This window comes from Labrenzia sp. C1B70 (genome assembly GCF_000475395.1).
Classification (GTDB): domain Bacteria; phylum Pseudomonadota; class Alphaproteobacteria; order Rhizobiales; family Stappiaceae; genus Roseibium; species Roseibium algicola.
This window is the reverse complement of sequence record NZ_AXCE01000004.1, coordinates 113789-133899: the sequence shown is the minus strand read 5'-3', so window position 1 is coordinate 133899 and position 20111 is coordinate 113789. Positions and strand designations below refer to the sequence as shown.

19 protein-coding genes are annotated in these 20111 nt (G+C 61.3%); 11 read left to right on the top strand and 8 right to left on the bottom strand.

Translation table 11 applies throughout. From position 1 onward, the window contains the following. Positions 1–195 precede the first annotated feature (195 nt). A complete protein-coding gene (gene secB, locus Q666_RS38865) occupies positions 196–696 on the top strand; it encodes a protein-export chaperone SecB (protein ID WP_031269955.1) in 501 nt (166 codons plus the stop codon). Positions 697–836: 140 nt separating this feature from the next. Here secB and Q666_RS38860 read toward each other — a convergent pair whose 3' ends face one another. Then, positions 837–1640 carry a molybdopterin-synthase adenylyltransferase MoeB gene (locus Q666_RS38860; protein WP_023002408.1) on the bottom strand — a complete coding sequence of 268 codons (804 nt, stop codon included), beginning with the start codon at positions 1638–1640 and terminating at the stop codon, positions 837–839. 96 nt (positions 1641–1736) lie between these two features. Further along, a complete protein-coding gene (gene hrcA, locus Q666_RS38855) occupies positions 1737–2810 on the bottom strand; it encodes a heat-inducible transcriptional repressor HrcA (protein ID WP_031269953.1) in 1074 nt (357 codons plus the stop codon). 171 nt (positions 2811–2981) lie between these two features. Between hrcA and rph the strand changes: the two genes are divergently transcribed. The 7 genes from rph to Q666_RS38820 all read left to right on the top strand — a co-directional run bounded on the left by rph (position 2982) and on the right by Q666_RS38820 (position 9810). Then, positions 2982–3695: a ribonuclease PH gene (rph, locus tag Q666_RS38850; protein WP_023002406.1), complete on the top strand. Its 714-nt coding sequence runs from the start codon at positions 2982–2984 to the stop codon at positions 3693–3695. 11 nt (positions 3696–3706) lie between these two features. Beyond that, entirely contained in the window at positions 3707–4345 is a 639-nt protein-coding gene (rdgB, locus tag Q666_RS38845; protein WP_023002405.1) for an RdgB/HAM1 family non-canonical purine NTP pyrophosphatase, read from the top strand. Between the two features lie 15 nt (positions 4346–4360). Beyond that, positions 4361–5515, top strand: coding sequence for a radical SAM family heme chaperone HemW (gene hemW, locus Q666_RS38840; RefSeq protein WP_031269951.1), 1155 nt, complete (start codon positions 4361–4363; stop codon positions 5513–5515). 281 nt (positions 5516–5796) lie between these two features. After that, positions 5797–7419, top strand: coding sequence for a polyhydroxyalkanoate depolymerase (gene phaZ / locus Q666_RS38835; RefSeq protein ID WP_031269950.1), 1623 nt, complete (start codon positions 5797–5799; stop codon positions 7417–7419). Positions 7420–7582: 163 nt separating this feature from the next. Next, a complete protein-coding gene (locus Q666_RS38830) occupies positions 7583–8275 on the top strand; it encodes a glycosyltransferase (protein WP_031269948.1) in 693 nt (230 codons plus the stop codon). A 164-nt stretch (positions 8276–8439) separates the two neighbouring features. Next, entirely contained in the window at positions 8440–8862 is a 423-nt protein-coding gene (locus tag Q666_RS38825; protein WP_023002401.1) for a DUF2852 domain-containing protein, read from the top strand. 210 nt (positions 8863–9072) lie between these two features. Next, positions 9073–9810, top strand: coding sequence for a SprT family zinc-dependent metalloprotease (locus tag Q666_RS38820; protein ID WP_023002400.1), 738 nt, complete (start codon positions 9073–9075; stop codon positions 9808–9810). A gap of 10 nt (positions 9811–9820) precedes the next feature. Here Q666_RS38820 and Q666_RS38815 read toward each other — a convergent pair whose 3' ends face one another. Beyond that, positions 9821–10705, bottom strand: a complete 885-nt coding sequence (locus Q666_RS38815; protein ID WP_035907866.1) for an EamA family transporter — start codon at positions 10703–10705, stop codon at positions 9821–9823. Further along, positions 10702–10965: a hypothetical protein gene (locus Q666_RS38810; RefSeq protein WP_023002398.1), complete on the bottom strand. Its 264-nt coding sequence runs from the start codon at positions 10963–10965 to the stop codon at positions 10702–10704. Before Q666_RS38810 ends, Q666_RS38815 begins: the two co-directional genes overlap by 4 nt. Before the next feature lie 87 nt (positions 10966–11052). On the opposite strand from Q666_RS38810, the gene Q666_RS38805 reads away from it, so the two are divergent. Continuing rightward, positions 11053–11886: a LysR family transcriptional regulator gene (locus Q666_RS38805; protein WP_023002397.1), complete on the top strand. Its 834-nt coding sequence runs from the start codon at positions 11053–11055 to the stop codon at positions 11884–11886. Between the two features lie 76 nt (positions 11887–11962). After that, the gene (locus Q666_RS38800) at positions 11963–12400 is read left to right on the top strand and encodes a hypothetical protein (RefSeq protein ID WP_023002396.1); all 438 of its coding nucleotides are present in this window, start codon (positions 11963–11965) and stop codon (positions 12398–12400) included. Between the two features lie 261 nt (positions 12401–12661). On the opposite strand, the gene Q666_RS38795 is transcribed toward Q666_RS38800, so the two are convergent. The 4 genes from Q666_RS38795 to Q666_RS38780 form a co-directional block, all read right to left on the bottom strand. Beyond that, positions 12662–14911: a PBP1A family penicillin-binding protein gene (locus Q666_RS38795; protein ID WP_023002395.1), complete on the bottom strand. Its 2250-nt coding sequence runs from the start codon at positions 14909–14911 to the stop codon at positions 12662–12664. Positions 14912–15238: 327 nt separating this feature from the next. Further along, on the bottom strand, positions 15239–16177 hold the full coding sequence (locus Q666_RS38790) for a GNAT family N-acetyltransferase (protein WP_031269943.1): 939 nt from the start codon (positions 16175–16177) through the stop codon (positions 15239–15241). A 289-nt stretch (positions 16178–16466) separates the two neighbouring features. Further along, positions 16467–18884 carry an ATP-binding protein gene (locus Q666_RS38785; RefSeq protein WP_023002393.1) on the bottom strand — a complete coding sequence of 806 codons (2418 nt, stop codon included), beginning with the start codon at positions 18882–18884 and terminating at the stop codon, positions 16467–16469. A gap of 107 nt (positions 18885–18991) precedes the next feature. Continuing rightward, the gene (locus Q666_RS38780) at positions 18992–19408 is read right to left on the bottom strand and encodes an Lrp/AsnC family transcriptional regulator (RefSeq protein WP_158514149.1); all 417 of its coding nucleotides are present in this window, start codon (positions 19406–19408) and stop codon (positions 18992–18994) included. A gap of 138 nt (positions 19409–19546) precedes the next feature. Between Q666_RS38780 and Q666_RS38775 the strand changes: the two genes are divergently transcribed. After that, the gene (locus Q666_RS38775; RefSeq protein ID WP_023002391.1) at positions 19547–19861 is read left to right on the top strand and encodes a cupin; all 315 of its coding nucleotides are present in this window, start codon (positions 19547–19549) and stop codon (positions 19859–19861) included. The last annotated feature ends 250 nt before the right edge of the window (positions 19862–20111 follow it).

Below are 20111 nucleotides of genomic sequence, written 5' to 3'. Positions count from 1 at the left end.
GACTTCTTGGAGAACGGCAACTTCCCTCTTTTGAAGCGGATTCCGGCGGCTGGCAAGGCCGGGGCTCTTGTGCCGACAAGGCGTAAGTGGTAGCCACCCGCTAACACGGCTGTCCGGATCACGCGGGCCGGCGGCCAGCCGGAGGGATTTAATAGCTCTTCATTTCAGATCAGCACCGCGCAACGGAATGAGATGATGACCGACACCAATGACGGCGGCGCGCAGCCGCAGGCGGAGAGCGCAGCAGCGCCGGGTATGCACATCCTTGGCCAGTACATCAAGGACCTGTCTTTCGAAAACCCGAATGCGCCGCGCTCCCTGGCACAGGGCGACCAGCCGAAGCTCGATATCAACGTCAACGTCGGTGCCCAGCAGATCGGTGACGACCAGTTTGAAGTCGTCCTGACCCTGACCGCCAAGGCAGAACGCCCGGACATGGTGATGTTCAACGTCGAGCTGGTCTACGCAGGCCTGTTCAAGATCACCGGCGTGCCGAAAGAGCACATGCATCCGTTCGTGATGATCGAGTGCCCGCGCATGATCTTCCCGTTCGCCCGCAACATCCTTTCCGAAGCGACCCGCAACGGCGGTTTCCCGCCGCTGATGCTCGACCCGATCGATTTCGCTCAGCTCTACCGCCAGAACATGGCCCAGCAGGCCGCTGCCCAGCAGGCGACTGAGCAGAAGCCGAACTAAGGTCGGTCAGACCACAGTTTCACGGAACCCGTCCCGGGCAACCGGGGCGGGTTTTTGTTTGCCCGAAAGACTGTCCGGTCAGACGTGAGGGAAGCGGCCAACAGCAGGTTTCTCACTCCCTGCGGGAGGGCGATCTCGTATCACGCCTCCTCCAGCAGCTCCGCCCAGGTTTTTGGAGTGTCGCCGTTGAGGGGGTTCTTCGCGGAACGCTTGTAGCGAATGGTTTCCATGCGCACGGTTCTGGCGTCGAAGAGGATCATCCGGCCGACCAACCCCTCGCCCGTTCCAGTCAGTTCCTTCAGCACTTCCATGGCCTGCATAGCGCCGATGATGCCCGTCAGCGCACCCAGAATGCCGGCCTGGGCACAGGTCGGCAGCAGGCCGTCGCGCGGCTTTTGCGGGAAGAGGCACCGATAGGTCGGGTTGGCGCTGCCGTCCGGGCCTGTCTCATAGGGCTTCAAGGTGGTCAACGAGCCGTCGAACTGGCCAACGGCGGCCGTTACCAGCGGTTTTTGCGCAAAGAAGCAGGCATCGGACACCAGGTAGCGGGTGTCGAAATTGTCCGACCCGTCCACCACGAGGTCATACCGGGAAACGAGCTGCATGGCATTGTGGCCGGCAAGGCGGGTGGGGTGCGGCTCGACCTTCACATTGGGGTTCAGCCGCGCGATCGCTTCTGCCGCACTGGCAACCTTGGGCTCACCCAGCTGGTCGGTATCGTGGATCACCTGCCGCTGCAGGTTGGAAAGAGACACCGTGTCGTCGTCGGCAACGCCCAGCGTGCCGACACCGGCGGCTGCCAAATACTGCAGCACCGGCGCGCCGAGGCCGCCGGCACCGATCACCAGCACACGTGCATTTTTCAGCTTCTGCTGGCCGGCGCCGCCGATCTCCTGCAGCACGATATGGCGAGCGTAGCGTTCCAGTTCGGCGGGCGAAAGCATGTCAGGTCCTGTCTGGCTGATCTCGGGTACACATGGGGGTGGTGGCGGCGGCAGGTCAAGCCCGTGCCCGCTCGGGAAATCCGGTATCCGGCAGGTTTATCCGAGTATCCGGCTCACCAGCCGGGCGGTGTAGTCGACCATCGGGATCACCCTTGCATAATTCAGCCGGGTTGGTCCGATTACGCCGAGAACACCGACGATACGCTGGTTGCTGTCCCTGTAGGGCGACACCACCAGGGAGGATCCGGACAGCGAGAACAGGTTGTTCTCCGAGCCGATGAAAATGCGCACCCCGTCGCCCTGTTCGGCAAGACCCAGCAACTGGATAAGATCCTTCTTGCTTTCAAGATCGTCGAACAGCAGGCGAATGCGCTCCAGATCCTCAACGGCGTCCAGGTCGGTCAGGAGATTGGACCGGCCCCGCACGATCAGCGTGCCCGGATCGGTGGCGCTTTCGCCGCCCCAGACCGCAAGACCCGCATCAATGACCTTCTGGCTCAAGAGATCCAGTTCGGCCTGGTCCGCATCGCGGACCTTTTCCAGTTCGGAGCGGATTTCCGACAGGGTCCGGCCCTTGATCTGGGCATTCAGGTAGTTGCTGGCCTCCACCAGAGCTGAGGACGGCAGGTCACCCGGCAGATCGACAACGCGGTTCTCGACGGACCCGTCTTCGCTGACGAGGATCGCCAAGGCTTTTAGCGGTTCGATGCGCACGAACTCGATGTGTTTCAACCGCATGTCCGACTTGTGAGTCAAGACAACGCCGGCGCCCATGGACAGGCCGGACAGCATCTGACTGGCTTCCGTCAGTACCTGCTCCGCCGAATTCGCCTTTTGCGATGCCCGCACCTGGGCATCGATCGCCCGGCGCTCGTCCTGGGTCAGGTCGCCCACTTCCAGAAGGGCATCGACGAAGAACCGAAGCCCGATTTCGGTCGGCAGCCGGCCTGCGCTGGTATGCGGCGAATGCAGCAGGCCCATATGTTCCAGATCAGACATCACGTTGCGGATCGAGGCAGGGGACAGCGAAATGCCGAGCTTGCGCGAAACGTTCCGGGACCCGACGGGTTCGCCGGTCTCCAGATAGGTTTCCACGATCGAACGGAAGATTTCACGGGATCTCTTGTCGAGGTCGCTGAGGCTCAAGGCTTGTTCTCCGAATGTGACCACTCACCGGGGTCGACCGGGCTTTCATCAAAAAGATATAGGCGCAAAAGGGGGCTTGCGTGAAGTATCACAACGCAAGGCCTTTACGGCGAAGGAAGTTGGGGTCTACAAGGCCCCAACGAATACACTGGAGAAACGGCGGTTTTTCCGGAACGAAAGTCGAAAGGGATATGCATGCGTCCGTCCAAACGCGCAGCCGATGAACTCCGTGCGGTCACACTGGAGCGCGGGGTCTCCAAACATGCCGAGGGGTCCTGCCTCGTCAAGTTCGGCGACACCCACGTTTTGTGCACCGCCAGCCTGGAAGAGCGGGTTCCGCCCTGGTTGCGCGGACAGAACCGCGGCTGGGTGACGGCTGAATACGGCATGCTGCCGCGCGCCACGGGAGACCGCATGCGCCGCGAAGCCAGTGCCGGCAAGCAATCCGGCCGGACGCAGGAAATCCAGCGTCTCATCGGCCGGTCGCTGCGCGCCGTCGTCAATCTGGAAGCCCTCGGCGAAAACCAGATCACTGTGGACTGCGACGTCATCCAGGCCGATGGCGGCACTCGCACGGCGTCCATCACCGGTGCCTGGGTTGCCCTGCGCGACTGCATCGAGTGGATGAAGGCCCGTGACATGGTCTCCGGCGAGGTCCTGAAGGATCACATTGCCGCCATTTCCTGCGGCATCTACGAAGGTGCCCCGGTGCTCGACCTCGACTACGCCGAGGACAGCACCGCCGAGACCGACGCCAACTTCGTTCTGACCGGGTCCGGCGGCATCGTCGAAATCCAGGGAACGGCCGAGGGTGCACCGTTCTCCGAAGAAGAATTCGGCAAGCTCATGGGCCTGGCCAAGCTGGGCATCGGCAAGCTGGTCGATCTTCAGAAAATGGCCATTCTCTAAGGGCGCAAACCATGAGCCATCGCAAGCTGGAACCGGGCAAACTGGTTGTCGCAAGCCACAACAAGGGCAAGATCCGCGAGATCAACGAACTGCTTCAGCCTTATGGTTTCGAAGTGATCTCCGCCGGAGAGCTGGACCTGCCGGAACCGGACGAGACAGGTGTCACGTTCGAGGAAAACGCAGCCATCAAGGCCCATGCGGCGGCCAAGGCTTCCCGCTTGCCGGCCCTGGCTGATGACAGCGGCTTCTGCGTTGCGGCACTGAACGGCGATCCGGGCATCTATTCCGCTCGCTGGGCAGGTCCGGACAAGGACTTCGCGATGGCCATGCGCACGATCGAGGAAAAGCTTCAGACCCTGGGCGCAACGACGGACGACAAGCGCCGGGGATCTTTTGTTGCCGTGTTGTGCCTGGCCTGGCCGGACGGCAGCGAAGAGTTCTTCCGCGGCGAGGTCGAGGGACAGATCGTCTGGCCGCCGCGCGGTACGCAGGGCTTCGGCTACGACCCGGTTTTCCAGCCGGATGGCCATGAGCGGACCTTCGGCGAAATGACCTCGGAAGAAAAACACGGCTGGTCGAAGGACGGATCCGCCCTTTCACACAGGGCGCGGGCATTCCAGCTCTTTTCTGCCGGCTGCCTGGAAGGATAAAAAGACGTGACAGGTGTGGGGGCAGCCGAAGGAGGCTTCGGCATTTATATTCATTGGCCGTTCTGCGCAGCCAAATGCCCTTATTGCGACTTCAACTCCCATGTCCGTCACCAGCCGGTCGACCAGGCCCGTTTCGCGGCCGCTTTCGAACGCGAACTCTCTCATTTTGCCGATTTGACGAAGGGTAGGACGGTTCAGTCCGTGTTCCTGGGTGGCGGCACGCCTTCGCTCATGGAACCGGCGACGGTGGACCGTATCCTGAAGGCGGTTTCCGATCGCTGGTCGATGGACGAAAATGTTGAGATTTCGCTGGAGGCCAATCCTTCGTCGGTCGAGGCCGAGCGCTTTCGCGGTTACCGGGCAGCAGGTGTCAACCGGGTCTCGCTGGGCGTGCAGTCACTCATCGATACGGATCTGAGACTGCTTGGCCGCCTGCATGATGCGCGCACGGCCCGCACCGCTATCGAAACCGCGCGGGCAACCTTCCCGCGCCTGTCGTTCGACCTTATCTATGCCCGGCCGGGTCAGACACTGGCCGGTTGGGAACAGGAACTGAACGAGGCCATCGCGCTCGCCGCCGATCACCTGTCGCTCTACCAGCTCACGATCGAGGAAGGCACGCCCTTCCATACGCTGTTTCACGCCGGCAAGCTGAAGATGCCGGATCAGGATCTCGGCGCCGAATTCTATGAACTGACGCAGGATGTGACAGCGGCTGCCGGTCTGCCCGCCTATGAAGTCTCCAACCACGCCCGTCCGGGCGCCGAATGCCGGCATAACCTGGTCTACTGGCGCTACGGCGATTATGTCGGCGTCGGGCCCGGCGCACATGGGCGCATCACGGTGGGTGTCAGCAAGCTTGCGACCGCGACCGAGCGCCATCCGGAAACCTGGCTGGAAAATGTCGAAAGCCACGGTCATTCATTGACCGAAAACGCCGGTCTTTCCGAAGAGGAGCAAGGCGACGAATTCCTGCTCATGGGACTAAGGTTGACCGAGGGGATCGACCTGAAACGCTACGAGCGTTATGCGAGCCGCTCCATCGATCCGCTTCGTCTGGCAGCCTTGATCGAGCATGGCATGGTGGAAGAAATCGGGGAAAACCGCATTCGCGCAACCCGTGAAGGTTTTTTCGTGCTCGATGCAGTGGTCGCAGATCTGGCCGCCTGAGCCGTTCTGGAACGCCGTTAATATAATGCTACCAAATTGATTTAAATGTTCTATTGGGTCTTTTGCATTGCACAGTGATTTGGTGCGAAAATGTCTTTCGCCGCGATCCTGAGCACTTAGGCGCGTATTCACATACCAATTAGAAGTATTGCGGGCTGCAACAGGCATAGCTATCCTGTTGCAATGCAATAGATGGTGTAAGAAGAGACGGGCCGAAAAAAATGTTTACGAACAATGCCAATGGGGCCGGCACCAGTTGGTTCAGCAAAGGAGAGACGTCTTTGCCGTTTTACCACCTTTACGAACTGAACCACGCCGCGATGGCGCCCTTCAGAGCTTTGGCCGACATGACCCGGCTCTACTTCCAGAACCCGCTGAATCCGCTGACTCATACCAGCTACGGCCGTTCGATCGCTGCCGGCTGCGAGGTGCTTGAACGCACGACGCGCCGCTACGGCAAGCCGGAGTTCGGTCTCAAGGAAACCACCGTAAGCGGTGTGCGCGTTCCTGTACGTGAAGTCAGCGTCTGGAGCCGTCCGTTCTGCGACCTGATCCACTTCGAACGCGGGGTCACGACGCACCGCAACGATCCGAAGATCCTGATCGTCGCGCCGATGTCCGGCCACTACGCCACGCTGCTGCGCGGCACGGTGGAAGCGCTGATGCCGAATGCGGATGTCTACATCACCGACTGGATCGATGCCCGCATGGTTCCGGTGCAGGAAGGCAAGTTCGATCTTGATGATTATATCGATTATATCATCTCGATGCTGCACTTCCTCGGGCCGGACACACACATTCTGGGCGTGTGTCAGCCGTCCGTGCCGGTGCTGGCAGCCGTCGCTGTCATGGAAGACCGCGAAGACCCCTATGTACCCTCCACGATGACGCTGATGGGCGGACCGATCGACACCCGCGTGGCGCCGACGGCGGTCAACGACCTGGCGGTTTCCAAGGGCATAGACTGGTTCAAGAACAACGTCGTCATGAAGGTTCCCTTCCCGCATCCGGGTTTCATGCGGGACGTTTATCCGGGCTTCCTGCAGCTTTCCGGGTTCATGAGCATGAACCTCGACCGTCACGTGACCGCGCATAGGGACTTCTTCCAGCATCTGGTGGAAGGCGACGGCGACAACGCCGAAAAACACCGCGACTTCTATGACGAATATCTCGCCGTCATGGACCTGACGGCCGAATTCTATCTGCAGACCGTCGAAACGGTGTTTATCGAGCACGCGCTGCCGAACGGCACCATGATGCACAATGGCCGTCTGGTCGATTGCGGCAAGATTACCCGTACGGCCCTTCTGACCGTTGAAGGCGAGAAGGACGACATCACCGGCCGAGGCCAGACCAAGGCGGCGCATAAGCTCTGCACCAGTCTGGACGACGACATGAAAGCGCATTACGAGCAGCCGAATGTCGGCCACTACGGCGTTTTCAACGGATCGCGCTGGCGGTCCGAGATCGCGCCGCGGGTCATGGATTTCATCCGCTCCAACCGCACCGACCTGCGCAAGCCTGCCCCTAAGGCACCGGTCGCCAAGGCCGCTGCACCGGCTCCTGCGCTTGCTGCCGCACCGGCTGCGAAAGCAGCTGCCGAACCGGCCGTGAAGGCAGCGCCTGCCAAGGCAAAACCGGCTGCAAAGAGCAGCGGCAATTCGCTAGAGAGCATCCTGCTGACCAAGCCGGACGGTGCCGCGGATGATCTGAAATCGATCAGCGGTGTCGGCCCGAAACTGGAATCGGCTCTCAACGAAGCCGGTATCTTCCACTTCTGGCAAATCGCCGGCCTGACGGAAGAGCAGATCGAGGCCCTGGACACCAAGCTGGATTTCCGTGGCCGTATCGCCCGGGACAACTGGATCGAACAGGCCCGCCAGCTTTCCGAAACGGTGAGCTGAAACAAGCATCGGTGAAGGCACCCGCCATGGGTGCCTTTGGCCGCGTGCCTTTAACTTGTCCCAAAAAGTCCGGTTTCTGGCGGCAGGCAGCCTGCTGCTATTGATTCTGGCCTTTCGGCCCAATACAAGTGCCGGTCAGACAGCGAGGCCGGAGGTTTCAGTAGTGCTCAATATTTTTATTGGTTTCGATCCGCGTGAAGCGATTGCCTATCATGTTTGCGCCAACAGCCTGACCCGGCTTTCGAGCGACGTGCTGGCGATTACGCCGCTGTCGCTGCACAATTTGAAGACCTACAACGAGACGCATACCGACGGGTCCAATCACTTCATCTACACCCGCTTCCTGATCCCGAGCCTGATGAACTACAACGGCTGGGCGCTGTTCATGGACGGCGACATGATCGTGCGGGACGACATTGCCAAGCTGTTCGCCATGCGCGACGAGAGCAAGGCGGTCATGTGTGTCCACCACGACTACCAGACCCGGCAGACCACCAAGTATCTCGGCTCGAAGAACGAGAACTACCCGCGCAAGAACTGGTCCAGCGTGGTGTTGTGGAACTGCGGTCACCCGGCCAACAAAGTGGTAACGCCCGACTTCGTTATGAATGCCACCGGCGCGCAGCTGCACCGGTTCACCTGGCTGGACGACGAACTCGTTGGCGAGCTGCCGAAGGAATGGAACTGGCTGCCGGATGAATTCGGCCCCAACCCCGACGCGAAACTTCTTCACTTCACGCTCGGCACGCCCTGCTTCCACGAATACGCCAACGCGCCGATGGCGGCTGAATGGCACCGCGAGAAGCTCCTGGCGAACTATTCGGCGCAACATGTGATCGACGGCCCATTCGACTGATCCGTTTCGCATTTTACATATAAATCAATGAAGTAGACCCGGTCCGCAACTTTGCAGGCCGGGTTTTTCGTTGCGGGAATTCTGTGATCCCTGTCACGAATCCTTGAAGGAGCCTGCAATCGTCCCCACTTGGAAAGTCGTGGATGTCTGAAATGGATAGGACGATGACAACAGCCAAAAGTTGCATGATCAAACCTGCCTGGACGCCGGTAACTATCGGCCTGATGGTGCTGGGTTTCGTGGCATTCTGGCCGCTTGGCCTTGCCATGCTTGCCTACATTTTGTGGGGCGACCGCTTTGAAGGCATGCTCCGCGATGCGAAAGATCAGTGGCGGGGCAGCCCGCTGAAGGGAGCCTTCGAGCAGATGAATACGACTGCCTATGCCCGCACGGGCAACGTCGCATTTGACGACTATCGCGAGCGCGAACTGAAGCGACTGGAAGAAGAGCGTGCCAAGCTCGACACCATGCGCGCCGAGTTCGATGATTTCCTCCGCGAATTGCGCCGCGCGCGCGATCAGGAAGAATTCGATCGCTTCATGGCCAATCGGGGCCGCAGCACTGGCGACGAAGCCACACCGCTGTAAAGTCTCCTCCTCCCGGACCCGTTCCCCGACGGCCAGACCAAGAGCGGCGCCTGAAAAGGCGCCGCTCTTGTCCGTTTCAGAACAGCCAGAATTGCAGCCGGCCTTCAGAAAGCCGGAATCTCAATCAATTTCCCCCCTTTAGAATTGCCGCGAAATCGCTCGCAAATTCGCTAAAATCGGAACAACTGATTCGATGGACCTTCGCCCTTGATGTTTCTCCGCGCCAGCAAGAAAACGCTGCCCGACCATATCGAGATCCAGACCGGTGCCAGTGCCGTGCGCATCCGCCTCAAGGCCAATCCGCGCGCGCAGCGGTATCTTCTGCGTTTGCCGGCCGACAGGTCCGGTCCGGTGCTGACCGTCCCCAAGGGCGGCGATCTTGCCCGTGCCGAGCGGTTCGCGCGCCAGCACATCGACTGGCTGATAGAACGTCTGCAGGACAGGGCGGACCACGTCACGTTTCTGCCCGGGGAAATCGTGCCCCTGCGCGGTGAGGATCACGTCATCGTGCCAACCGGCAAGCTGCGCGGGTTGATTACCCTTGGCCGGAACGACGCCGGTTTGCCGGCGCTGTTCGTGCCGGGGGCTGAAGACCACATCCCGCGCAAGGTCACCACCTGGCTGAAGGAACAGGCCCGGGCGGACCTCTCGGCCCGCACAACACTCCACGCCGCAACCATCGGCAAGAAGGTCGCGGCCATCAGCATTCGCGACACCACCAGCCGCTGGGGGTCTTGCGCCTCCAACGGACGACTTTCCTTTTCCTGGCGGCTCATTCTGGCACCAACGGAAATCCTCGATTATGTCGCGGCCCACGAGGTGGCGCATCTGAAGGAAATGAACCATTCGGCACGCTTCTGGCGCCTGTGCGAACAGCTTGCCCCGCAAACACCGAAGGCCCGCGTCTGGCTGAAGCAGAACGGGGTTCGCCTGCACGGATACGGCTGAAATTGCATTTCTAGCCGCCCGTCCGGCGCAGGCGCGCTGCAGACGGCCAACCGAACAGATTGACGCAAAGACCCGATACCACCAGCGCTGCCGCGCCCAGTTTCCACGGCTCCAGGGGTTCGCCCAGAACAAGGGCGGCTGAGAGCATGCCTACGATCGGTACCAGCAGGGTGAAGGGCGCCACGGTCACCGCCGGATATCTTGCCAGAAGGCCGCTCCACACCGAAAAGCCCAGCAAGGTCGTCGGGTAGACGATGTAGAACAGAGCAAACAGCCCCCGCCACGAAACGGTTTCATGGACCTGCCGGTAGACGTCGAGACCCTCGACGAAGGCCGATAGCAGCAATAGCGGCAGCGGAGCCACAAGGCTGCCCCAGGCAACCAGCGACAGCAGATCAACGGTGCCGATGCGCTTGGTAATGAGATTGGCGATGGCCCAGGAACAGGCGGCCAGAACGACCAGACCAAGCCCGGTGAGCGTTGTGCTGCCCGTCAGGTTGAATGCCACAAGGCCAAGGCCTGCGGTCGCCAGCATGGCTCCGGCAATCTGCGCCGGACTGGCCGTTTCACCCAGAAAGGCAACGGCCAGTGCTATCGTGATGAACACATGAACCTGCAGCACAAGCGAGGCCAGTCCTGCCGGTATTCCAAGGTGCATGCCGGCAAACAGAAGTCCGAACTGCAGCGCGAACATGAACAGGCCGAACAGGACGACCAGCTTCATCGACGTGCGCGGCCGCTTCAGGAAAAGGACGGCCGGAAAAGCTGCCAGGGCAAAGCGCAATGCGGCAAACAGGATTGGCGGCAGTTCCTGCAGACCGATCTTGATCACCACGAAATTGAACCCCCAGACCGACACCACAAGAAGCGCGAGCAAAATGTCTCGTCCCTTCAAGGCCGGGTCTCCGTCCGGCCTTTCGCCGCCGCTTGGCGCTTGTGCGCTTCGGTAATGATCGTCTTGTTGAGGATACGCACCTCGCCGACCATCAACAGCCGCATATCGCGCACAATGTAGTCTGCAAGTTCGTCGTCCGAGATGGTCTTTCCGGGAATGTCGAGCCGGAAGCCCTGCCCCTGAATGCCGCCACCGTTCGAGAAATCGATCTCGAAATCGAAGCAGACCCGTTTTTCGTCATTTGTCTGGATGTGTGTCATGGCTTGTCTCCTCAAATGGACATAGCCAGTCATTGGTCCTATTGTGAAATTAATTGTTCTGGACTTATTGAAAAGAAAAGCTACTCAATGGATGAGCATGTCCTGCGCACCTTCGTCGCCGTCTGTGACCGGCAGAGTTTCCGTGCCGCCGGCGAGGATGTCGGGCGCACCCAGTCTGCCGTCAGCCAGCAGATAAAGGGCCTAGAAGCCGAACTCGGTGTTCAGTTGTTCAACCGCTCCACCCGTTCGGTCGAGATGACGCCGGCAGGACAGACCTTCTACAGCCATGCCTGCAGCCTGCTGGCCCGGCACCGCGAGGCGGTATCCGCCGCGCGCGGGGCTTCGGTGCTGCCGTACCTGCGCATTGGCGCAACGGACGACATCGCCGCCTATGGCCTCGTGCCTGTTTTGAGAGCGCTGGAAGACGGCCCGGAGCCCTGCTCTCTCGATCTGGAAACCCACTCCTCGCAGATGCTTCTGGCAAGTCTCGGCTCCCGGTACGATCTTGTCATCGTGGTGTCGCCCCAGCGGTCCCGGACCGGTGACCTTGTTGCCAGCGTGCCGCTTGTCTGGCTCGGCAGCGCGCCGCTTTCAACATCGAAAAATGCCCTGCCGCTTGCGGTCTATGCCGACAGATGCGCCATGCGCGATGCCGCCATTGCCGCGCTGGACACGAGCTCCGTGAAATGGACGACCAAGGCCACCGTGTCCGGTCTTGTCGTCATCGAGGCGGCTGTCCGTGCCGGCATCGCCGTGGCTCCGGCCCTCGCCGGGTTCCATGCCGCCGACCTGCCCACAGTCACCTCGCTGCCTGCCCTGCCGCACCTGGAACTTCGCATCGTCGCCGGAACGCCGGCAGGGGAAACATACCTGCCTTATGTGCGCGAAGGCCTGCAGGGGCTTCTGGAGGCAAAAGGATAAGCGGCGGCCGGGCAAAACCAGTTGCAAACACGGGAGAATCTGCTTCGATTCCCCGGGGGAAGCTGGGAGATGCAACATGAAAAGCTTGAGATATCCGATCAAAGTCGTGGCGCTGGCCTTGCTGGGCCTTGCCCTGCCGGGACTGACATTCTCCGGTCAGGCGATGGCCGACAGCTGCTGGAACCACAATGGCTCGCTCATGCGGCTTCAGGCGCAGGGCAATCAGCGATGGCTGTCCTATGAAGTGCCAAAACCTGTCCTGCGCAACGCCGGCGTGCAGCGCGGCACGCTGCTCTTCAGCGGTGCCAAGAACGGCAACTGGTATTCCGGCACCGCCCGGGTGTTTTCCAAATACTGTCCGGGTTCACCGCTGGAATATTTCGTCGAAGGCCCGGTGCGCGGCGACCAGCTTCAGGTCACTGTCACCGGAACCCGCGAGGTCTTCAACCGCTGCCGCCCGACCGGCCGCTTCACCACCGACACGCTGGTATTCACCTACAGCCATCAGTGCTGAGGTGGAATTAACGGATATGTGTCGCAGGTATTTCTGAGAAATGGAGCAAGTGGCCCATCCTTCGAGACAGGCCTCTGGCCTTCCTCAGGATGAGGAAGATGTGTGTTGAAGGCCAGGGAAGATCAACATAGTGAACCTCATCCTGAGGAAGGCTGAAAGCCTGTCTCGAAGGATGGGCTGCACACACACGGTCGGAACGCGCAGTTCCGCCGAGAGGGCATTCGAACGCGGCCTTGTGAGCCGTGAACAACAGTGCCCGGATCAGCCGCCACCAAACAGATTGCGCAGCAGGTTCAGCGGGCCGCGGCGTTCGCCGTTGCCTTCGCCGCCGCCACCAATGGGGGCTGGCGGTATTGGTTCGCTGCCGGAGCCGACGGTTTCCACCGGGCCGGGCTTGCGCGGGGCGGAGACGGTTGCCGGTACATCCGGCACGCCGGGCAGGTCTGCCACCGGCAGGCCTTCGTGGGAGGCATCCATCACCTCTTTCCAGACAGTGGCGGGCAACCCGCCGCCGGACGCCTTGCGCGTCGGTGAGTTGTCGTCATTGCCGAACCAGACGGCGGTGGTCAGATTGCCCGTATAGCCGATGAACCAGGCGTCGCGGAAATCCTGGCTGGTACCGGTCTTGCCCCCGGCGGGACGCCCGCTTTCCAGCCGTGCCTTGCGGCCCGTGCCGGTTACCAGGGTTTCCGACATCATCATGTTCATTTCGCCGACCAGACGGCGGTCGATGACGCGGCCGCGGCCATCGCCGGAGCGGGAATAGAGCGTCTTGCCGTCCACGGTCTTGATCCGCCGGATCACATGGGGGAGCACGCCATAGCCACCGTTGGAGAACGGCACATAGGCACCGGCGATTTCCAGCGGCGTAACTTCGGAGGTGCCGAGCGCGATCGACAGGTTGTTCTTCATTTCCGAGGTGACACCCAGCCGTTTGGCCGTGTCGGCAACGGTTCCCGCGCCAACCTCGTAGGTCAGCTGCGCGGCCACCGTGTTCAGCGACAGGCTGAGCGCCCGTGTGAGCGTCACCGGGCCGTAGTAGTCCTTGGAATAGTTCTGGGGTGACCAGTTGCCGAACCGGACCGGCTGGTCCTGCCGGATGGTCTGGGGCGAAAGGCCGTTTTCAAGCGCAGCCAGATAGACGAACGGCTTGAAGGACGAGCCCGGCTGCCGCTTGGCATAGGCTGCGCGGTTGAACTGGCTCTTGGAATAATCGGCCCCGCCAACCAGTGCCTTCACGGCGCCCGCGGTGTCCAGTGTCACGACAGCTCCCTGGGAGACGCCGTATTTCTCGCGGTTTTCCTTCAGGGCGCTGCGCAGCGCCTGTTCGGCAGCCCGCTGCATCTTGGGGTCGATGGTGGTGTCGACCACGATGTCGGTTTCGATCGAGCCGATGAAATGCGGCAGCACGTCCATCACCCAGTCGGCGGCATAGTTCTCGCTGGCGGTGGTGTAGCGGCGCACCACCTTGGCGGGCGCGGCCAGGGCGTTCTTGGCTTCATCGCCCGTGATGTAGCCTTCCTCGTTCATGGCAGCGAGCACAAGCTGGGCGCGGTCTTCTGCAAGGTCCGGGTTGCGGGCGGGCGAATAGCGCGATGGCGCCTTGAGCAGGCCTGCGATGGTGGCAGCTTCCGGAATGGTCAAAAGCCGTGCCGATTTGCCGAAGTACCTGCGGGCAGCTGCATCCACGCCATAGGCGCCGGAGCCGAGATAGACCCGGTTCAGGTACATTTCCAGGATCTCATCCTTGGAATATTCGGCCTCCAGCCAGAAGGCGAGCACCAGTTCCTGGATCTTGCGCTTGATCGTCCGGTCCTGTTCCAGGAACAGGTTCTTGGCAAGCTGCTGGGTCAGCGTCGAGCCGCCCTGCTGCAGGCGGCCGGAGGTGAAGTTGGTGTAGACGGCGCGGGCAAGACCGACCGGGTCGACACCGAAATGGGAGCGGAAGCGCCGGTCCTCGATGGCGATGACGGCATTTGGCAGATAGGGCGGCAATTGCTCCAGGCGCACGGCCTCGCCGCCGGTGTCTCCGCGGTTTGCCAGCAATTCGCCATTGGCGGCGACAATCTTGACGTTGGGCGGTCGCGCCGGAACCTGCCATTCGGAGGTCGGCGGCAAAAAGGCGGCGTAATAGCCGACCAGGCAGACAACGGCGATGGTGCCCCAGATGCCGAGCACCATGCTCCAGTAGAAGCCGCGCTTGAGAAGGCGGCCGAAGGCGGTCGGTGCCTGGAACCTGTTCTTGCGTTTGGCCTTGCGCCGTTTGGCACCGGACCGGCCGCCGCCCCTTCCGTTGCCTCGGCCATTGCCGTTGCCGTTCTTGGCTGTCTTGCGGGTGGAGGATGCGGGTTTTTTCTTGGCCGGAGCCTTGCGGGTCTTGCCCTTGCCAGACGACTTGGAAGAAGGCGCAGCTGGACGGTCCTGCGGGCTCAAGCGCAGGTCGAGCAGGCTGCTGCCTGAATCTCCGAATGTCGGTTCAACACGCGGCTGGCGTTTCGCCCGAGGCGCCATTGATCCTTCGTCCCCTAACTCCGTACCAACCAGGGTTGGCGTTATCCGGCAAACGCCGGTTTCCCCGGAGATGAGCTTAAATTGCGGCGATTTAAGGGGGCGTTAAGGCTACGGGCTTTTGCACGGGCAAGAGGACGGGATGTTCAGCTACAGGCGGCGCGCACTAGCTCGATAACCATCCCGCACAAAAGGCAGCAAACCCGCAACACCGGGAACCGATAGCCGCTCAAACGCAGGAAAAATGCAAAGGCTTGTGCCTCCGCGATCCCGGCTAAGGGTCAAGCCTGGCCGGGAGGACGAAGGAAAGCTTGGCAGCAATCGCCGGAGCTAGCTGGAATAGCGGCTTGCGTCGGCGCCGTAATAATTGACGTAGCGCGTGTTCAGTTCGGACACCGGCATGATGATCAGCACATCCGTCGTGCCGAACTGGTGATCGATCACCGCCCCGTCGCCGATGAACGCGCCGAGGCGCAGATAGCCCTTCACAAGCGGTGGCAGGGCCCGCAGCGCTTCCTTGGAATTGAGTTCCTCGGCCGGCATGCGGTTCATTTCGACGTATCTGTCTTCCACCGCGCGCACGCGCCATTCTTCCGGGGCACGGGCATTGTGATGCAGGAAGGCGAGCTGGCCGGCGATGGCATCCGGATTGGTGCCTTCGATCGAGGCACAGCCGAGCATGACATCGATGTTGTGGCGCAGAACATAGGACCAGATGCCATGCCACAGGAGCTCGACGGTCTTCTTGTTGCGGTACGGCTTCAGAACGCAGGACCGGCCGAGTTCCATGAAGCGCTTGCCCGGGTTTGCGTCGATCAGCGACTGGATGTCGTATTCGGCGGCGGTATAGAAACCGGCATGCTGATCGGCGATTTCCTGGCGCAGGATCCGGTAGGTACCGACGATTTCAGGCTTCAGGCGGCCCAGCTTGTTGCGCTTCTGCAAGTCGTGGTCGACCACGAGCAGGTGATCGCAATAGGCGTCGAAGGGGTCGGCATCACGGCGGGTTGCCAGCGTATGCGCATCGGCAATGGCCGACATTTCCTCGTAGAAAACGTCATAGCGCAGGCGCTGTGCCTTTTTAACTTCCTTGAAGTTGCGGGCCATCCGCACTTCCAGGGATCCGATCCGGCCGAGCGTTTCGCCGGTCTTGACCGGGGTCTGCAGCGCTGGCCCGATGCGCTGCGCGTTGGGGAGGTTGGCGTCCGGACGCATTGCCGGTGTGAATTTCCTGACCAGTTTCCTGGGAGAAAAAAGCCCTTGGCGCATTATGGACATTCCACCCTCGTGTATTCCTTATGGCGCACTGACAGGTTTCACAGGTTCTCGTCTGTTTCACTTGCCGAATTACCTTCGCCGGAACATTACGTCCGAACCCGGTCAGTGTGCTTCAAGCCTGCCGTAGAACATACTATTCCGACAGCTGGATGACACTCGGTTTTTTGCGCCGTGTTTTCCACGTGCAAGCTTAGCCCACTCTTGCGGCTTTGTGAATTTCTACGGGCGCCAGTGGAAGCGTTTCCACTTCCGGCTGTCGCGACAGGGAAAGTTCGCTGCGTCAGGCGCGGCTGATTTCGGCCAATGCGTCGGAAATCGCTTCCACGGAAAGCGGTTTCGTCAGATAGCCGGCAGCGCCCACTTCGGTCGCCTTGTCCCTTGCATCCTTCATGACATCGGCGGTCACGATCAGCACCGGTACATTGGCCCGGCCGGCGGCCTGTTCGTCGGACCGGATCTGTCGAATGGCCTGGAATCCGTCGAGGCCTGGCATGTGCAGGTCCATCAGGATTGCGTCATAAGCGCCGCTGGCGGCTTCCTCGACTGCCTTTTCGCCGTCGATCACCATCACCGGCACATGGCCGAGCTTGCGCAGCATGGCTTCGCTCAAAAGGCGGTTGATGTCGTTGTCTTCCGCCACGAGCAGGCGCAGCGGCCGGGCCGGAACCTTGTAGCGGTTCGGCAGGAAGCCGTTGCTGACGGGCTCCGCGCTTGCGTCCCAGGCGTGTTCCATGCCGTCGTCGTCCAGCAGGCCGGAAAAGATCTGGACCAGGGTCTCGATCCGCACCGGGCGGATCAGATAGGCGGCATACCCGGCTTCGCGCAGATGTTCCAGGCGCTCGCGCTCCGGCGGGGCGATCATAACGACGGCAGGAGCCTTGCATCCGGTCAGGCGGGCAGAGGCCAGCCAGCCGCCGCTGTCGGACAGGGCGCCGTTGTCGACAACAAGTAGATCGGCCTCGGCCAGCGCGGCATCGAGATCCGTACTGCCCGGCGCATGCACGGACACATTGGCTGCGTGATACTGCAGCCGTCTGGCCAGCAGCGGGCATTCGATCTGGCTGGTGCTGACGAACACGATCCTGCGGCCCTCAAGCTTGGCAAGGCGTGGATCCGTGTCGGCAACGAGGGATTCGGGGATCGGCAAGGACACGCGGAACTGCGCGCCGCCGTCTTCGGAGGGCTGCGCGGCAATTTCGCCACCCATCAGGCCGGCAAGCCGCTGGGCGATGGCCAGACCGAGGCCGGTGCCGCCGAACTTGCGCGCCGGGCCATGGTCGACCTGCTCAAACTCCTGAAACAGCCGCTCGGCCTCCTGTTCGTCAAAGCCGATGCCACTGTCGCGCACGTCGATATCCAGAAAACCGCCACCGTCCGGATTGGGGCGCCCTGTCAGTTCGACGGCAACGCCGCCCTCATCGGTGAACTTGATGCCGTTGCCGATGAGATTGTAGAGGATCTGGCGGACACGGGTGGCGTCCAGCGTCACCTCTTCCGGCAGGTTCGGGTCAAGCATGGAGCCGATTTCAAGCGACTTGGCGTGGGCTTTCGGAGCAAGCAGTTCAACGACGCTTTCCACCAGGGCGCCAACCCGAACCGGGGCAGCCTGAATGTCGAGCTTGCCGGCCTCCACCTTGGAAAAGTCGAGCACTTCATCGATCAGGAGCAGCAATGTTTCGCCGGAGGTTTCCAGCGCCTCGATATAGGCGCTCTGTTCCTTGGTCAGGCGGGTGTCGCGCAGGAGCGCGGCCATGCCGAGCACGCCGTTGAGCGGCGTACGGATCTCGTGGCTGACAGTTGCGAGAAAGCGGGATTTCGCCTCGTTGGAGCTTTCGGCGGAATGACGGGCAGCCAGCAGTTCTTCTTCGATCAGGCGCCGCTCGGTCACGTCGCGCAGAACGGTCTGCACCAGCTGGCGGTCCGTCGTGGTGTCGCGCACCGGAATGTCGATACGTGAGAACCAGCGCGGGCCCTGTGCGGTGTCGATGTGGAGATCCTGAAAGCCCATGCCCGGGGTCGTCTTGTCCAGGGCCTGCGTGACGGCGCTTTCAAAGCCCACTTCCTCAAGCAGCGGCAGATGCAGGGTTGCACCCGGCTGCAAGGCATGGCCGAGCCCGAACACATCGTCTGCAGCAGAGTTCACATAGGTGATGGTGCCGTCCTGGTCGCGCCGGACGACGACATCGCCAAGCGTTGCCAGGATGCTGGCGTGACGTTCGTCGGATTCGCCAAGTTCCCAGGCGCGGTCTTCCAGTTCCTCGCAGCGTGCCATCAGGCGGCGGATCTTGTCATCCTTCACCTGTAACGCCTGCACCGAGCGCTGCATGTCGTCGGCAAACAGCCGCCAGACAGCCAGCCCGCCGGCAAAGAAGGTCAGACCAAGACCAAGAAACCGGTTCAGGCTGTCGCTGGAAACCATGATGAAACCGGCGGCAAGGCCGATGATCATGCCCGCCAGGGCAAGATGCTGCAGTGATTTGGCAGGCGCGGAGACGGGCGCGTCGGTGGCCCGGCGGCCTGGGCCGACTTCGGGACCGACGTCCTCCTCGTCGAGGGGTTTCGTGATGCTGGAAGAATATTCGTCTGTAGTTACGGTGTCCACAGAGGAAAGCTTTTGCTCTTCGGCAAAGAATTTGTCCTGCGTGTCATCGGCTTCTGGCGCGGCATTGACGGCGCGTTCGCTGTTTTGACTGACCAAGATAACTACTCTCTACAAGATCCTGTTACCTTGAGAGTGCGTTGTAAACTTTGAGAAACCGTTTCATTGCCTGACAAAAAAAGTAAATCGGGAATTTCGCGCCGCGTTCATATCCAGTCTTTCAGCACCGGATGGGTCTCGACATTGGCAATTCCATCAAGGGCAGCAATACGGTTGCGAAGCTCGGCGAGGCTCTCCAGCGTCCGGGCGCGCACCAGCAGAACCATGTCCCTGTCGCCGGAAATCGAGCGGCACTGGAGAACCTCCTCGAATTTCGAAACCACCGGCGCAATCGCCGCACAGGTCGCCGAACCCGTCCGGATCCACAGATAGGCTTCGATTTCGGCCGGCTCCGGATCGCTGATCCGGATCGTGTAGGCGCGAATGACGCCGGTTTCTTCCAGCTTCCGGACCCGGGCCTGAACGCTCGACCGGGCCAGGCCGACATGGGCTGCCAGCGTTTTCACAGGTGTCCGGCTGTCGGCTTCCAGCAGTTGCAGCAAGGTCCGGTCGATTGAATCCATGGGTCTTCTGTCATTGTCCTGTGTGTCGAACTGCCTGCGTTCACCGGCAATTGACCGGCCGAACCGGTCAAAATGCCGGAAGAAACGAGAGCCTGTCCGCGATAGCACCCTTGAGTGATTTTGCAGCGGGAGAGTTTCATGGATTTCCATCTCGATACAAGCAGCTTTACGGCGGAAAGAGCCTGGGGGTCACGTCTGATCGGTGAACTGGACGGCATCACGGTCCGCCTGCACTGGACGGACAAGCCCTACAAATGGCACGTCAACGACGGTCCGGAAGTCTTCGTGGTTCTGTCGGGCACTGTCGACATGCATTACCGCGAGGCCGGAACCGAGAAGGTTCAACGCCTGACCGAAGGACAGATCTTCTTCGCCAGCGACGGCGATGCCCATGTGGCCCATCCCGTCGGAGAGGCAAGAGTGCTCGTGATCGAGCGCAAGGATAGCGTTTGACAGTGTAGATCACGGGGCAACCCAGGGAGCGGCTGCAGTGGCAATGCACAAACCGGCTGGTGAGCCCCGTCGGCCGGATGAAAGTCCCAGCCTCTCACCCCACCCGGTCATTGCAGGGCTCGACCCTGCAATCCATCCCCTGACCTTCGTCCACCGCAAAACTTCGCCGATTTGGAGCGTATCGGCATGGATCCCATGGTCGAGCCATGGGATGACGACCTGCAAGGGTATGAGGCGGATCTCCGCTTTT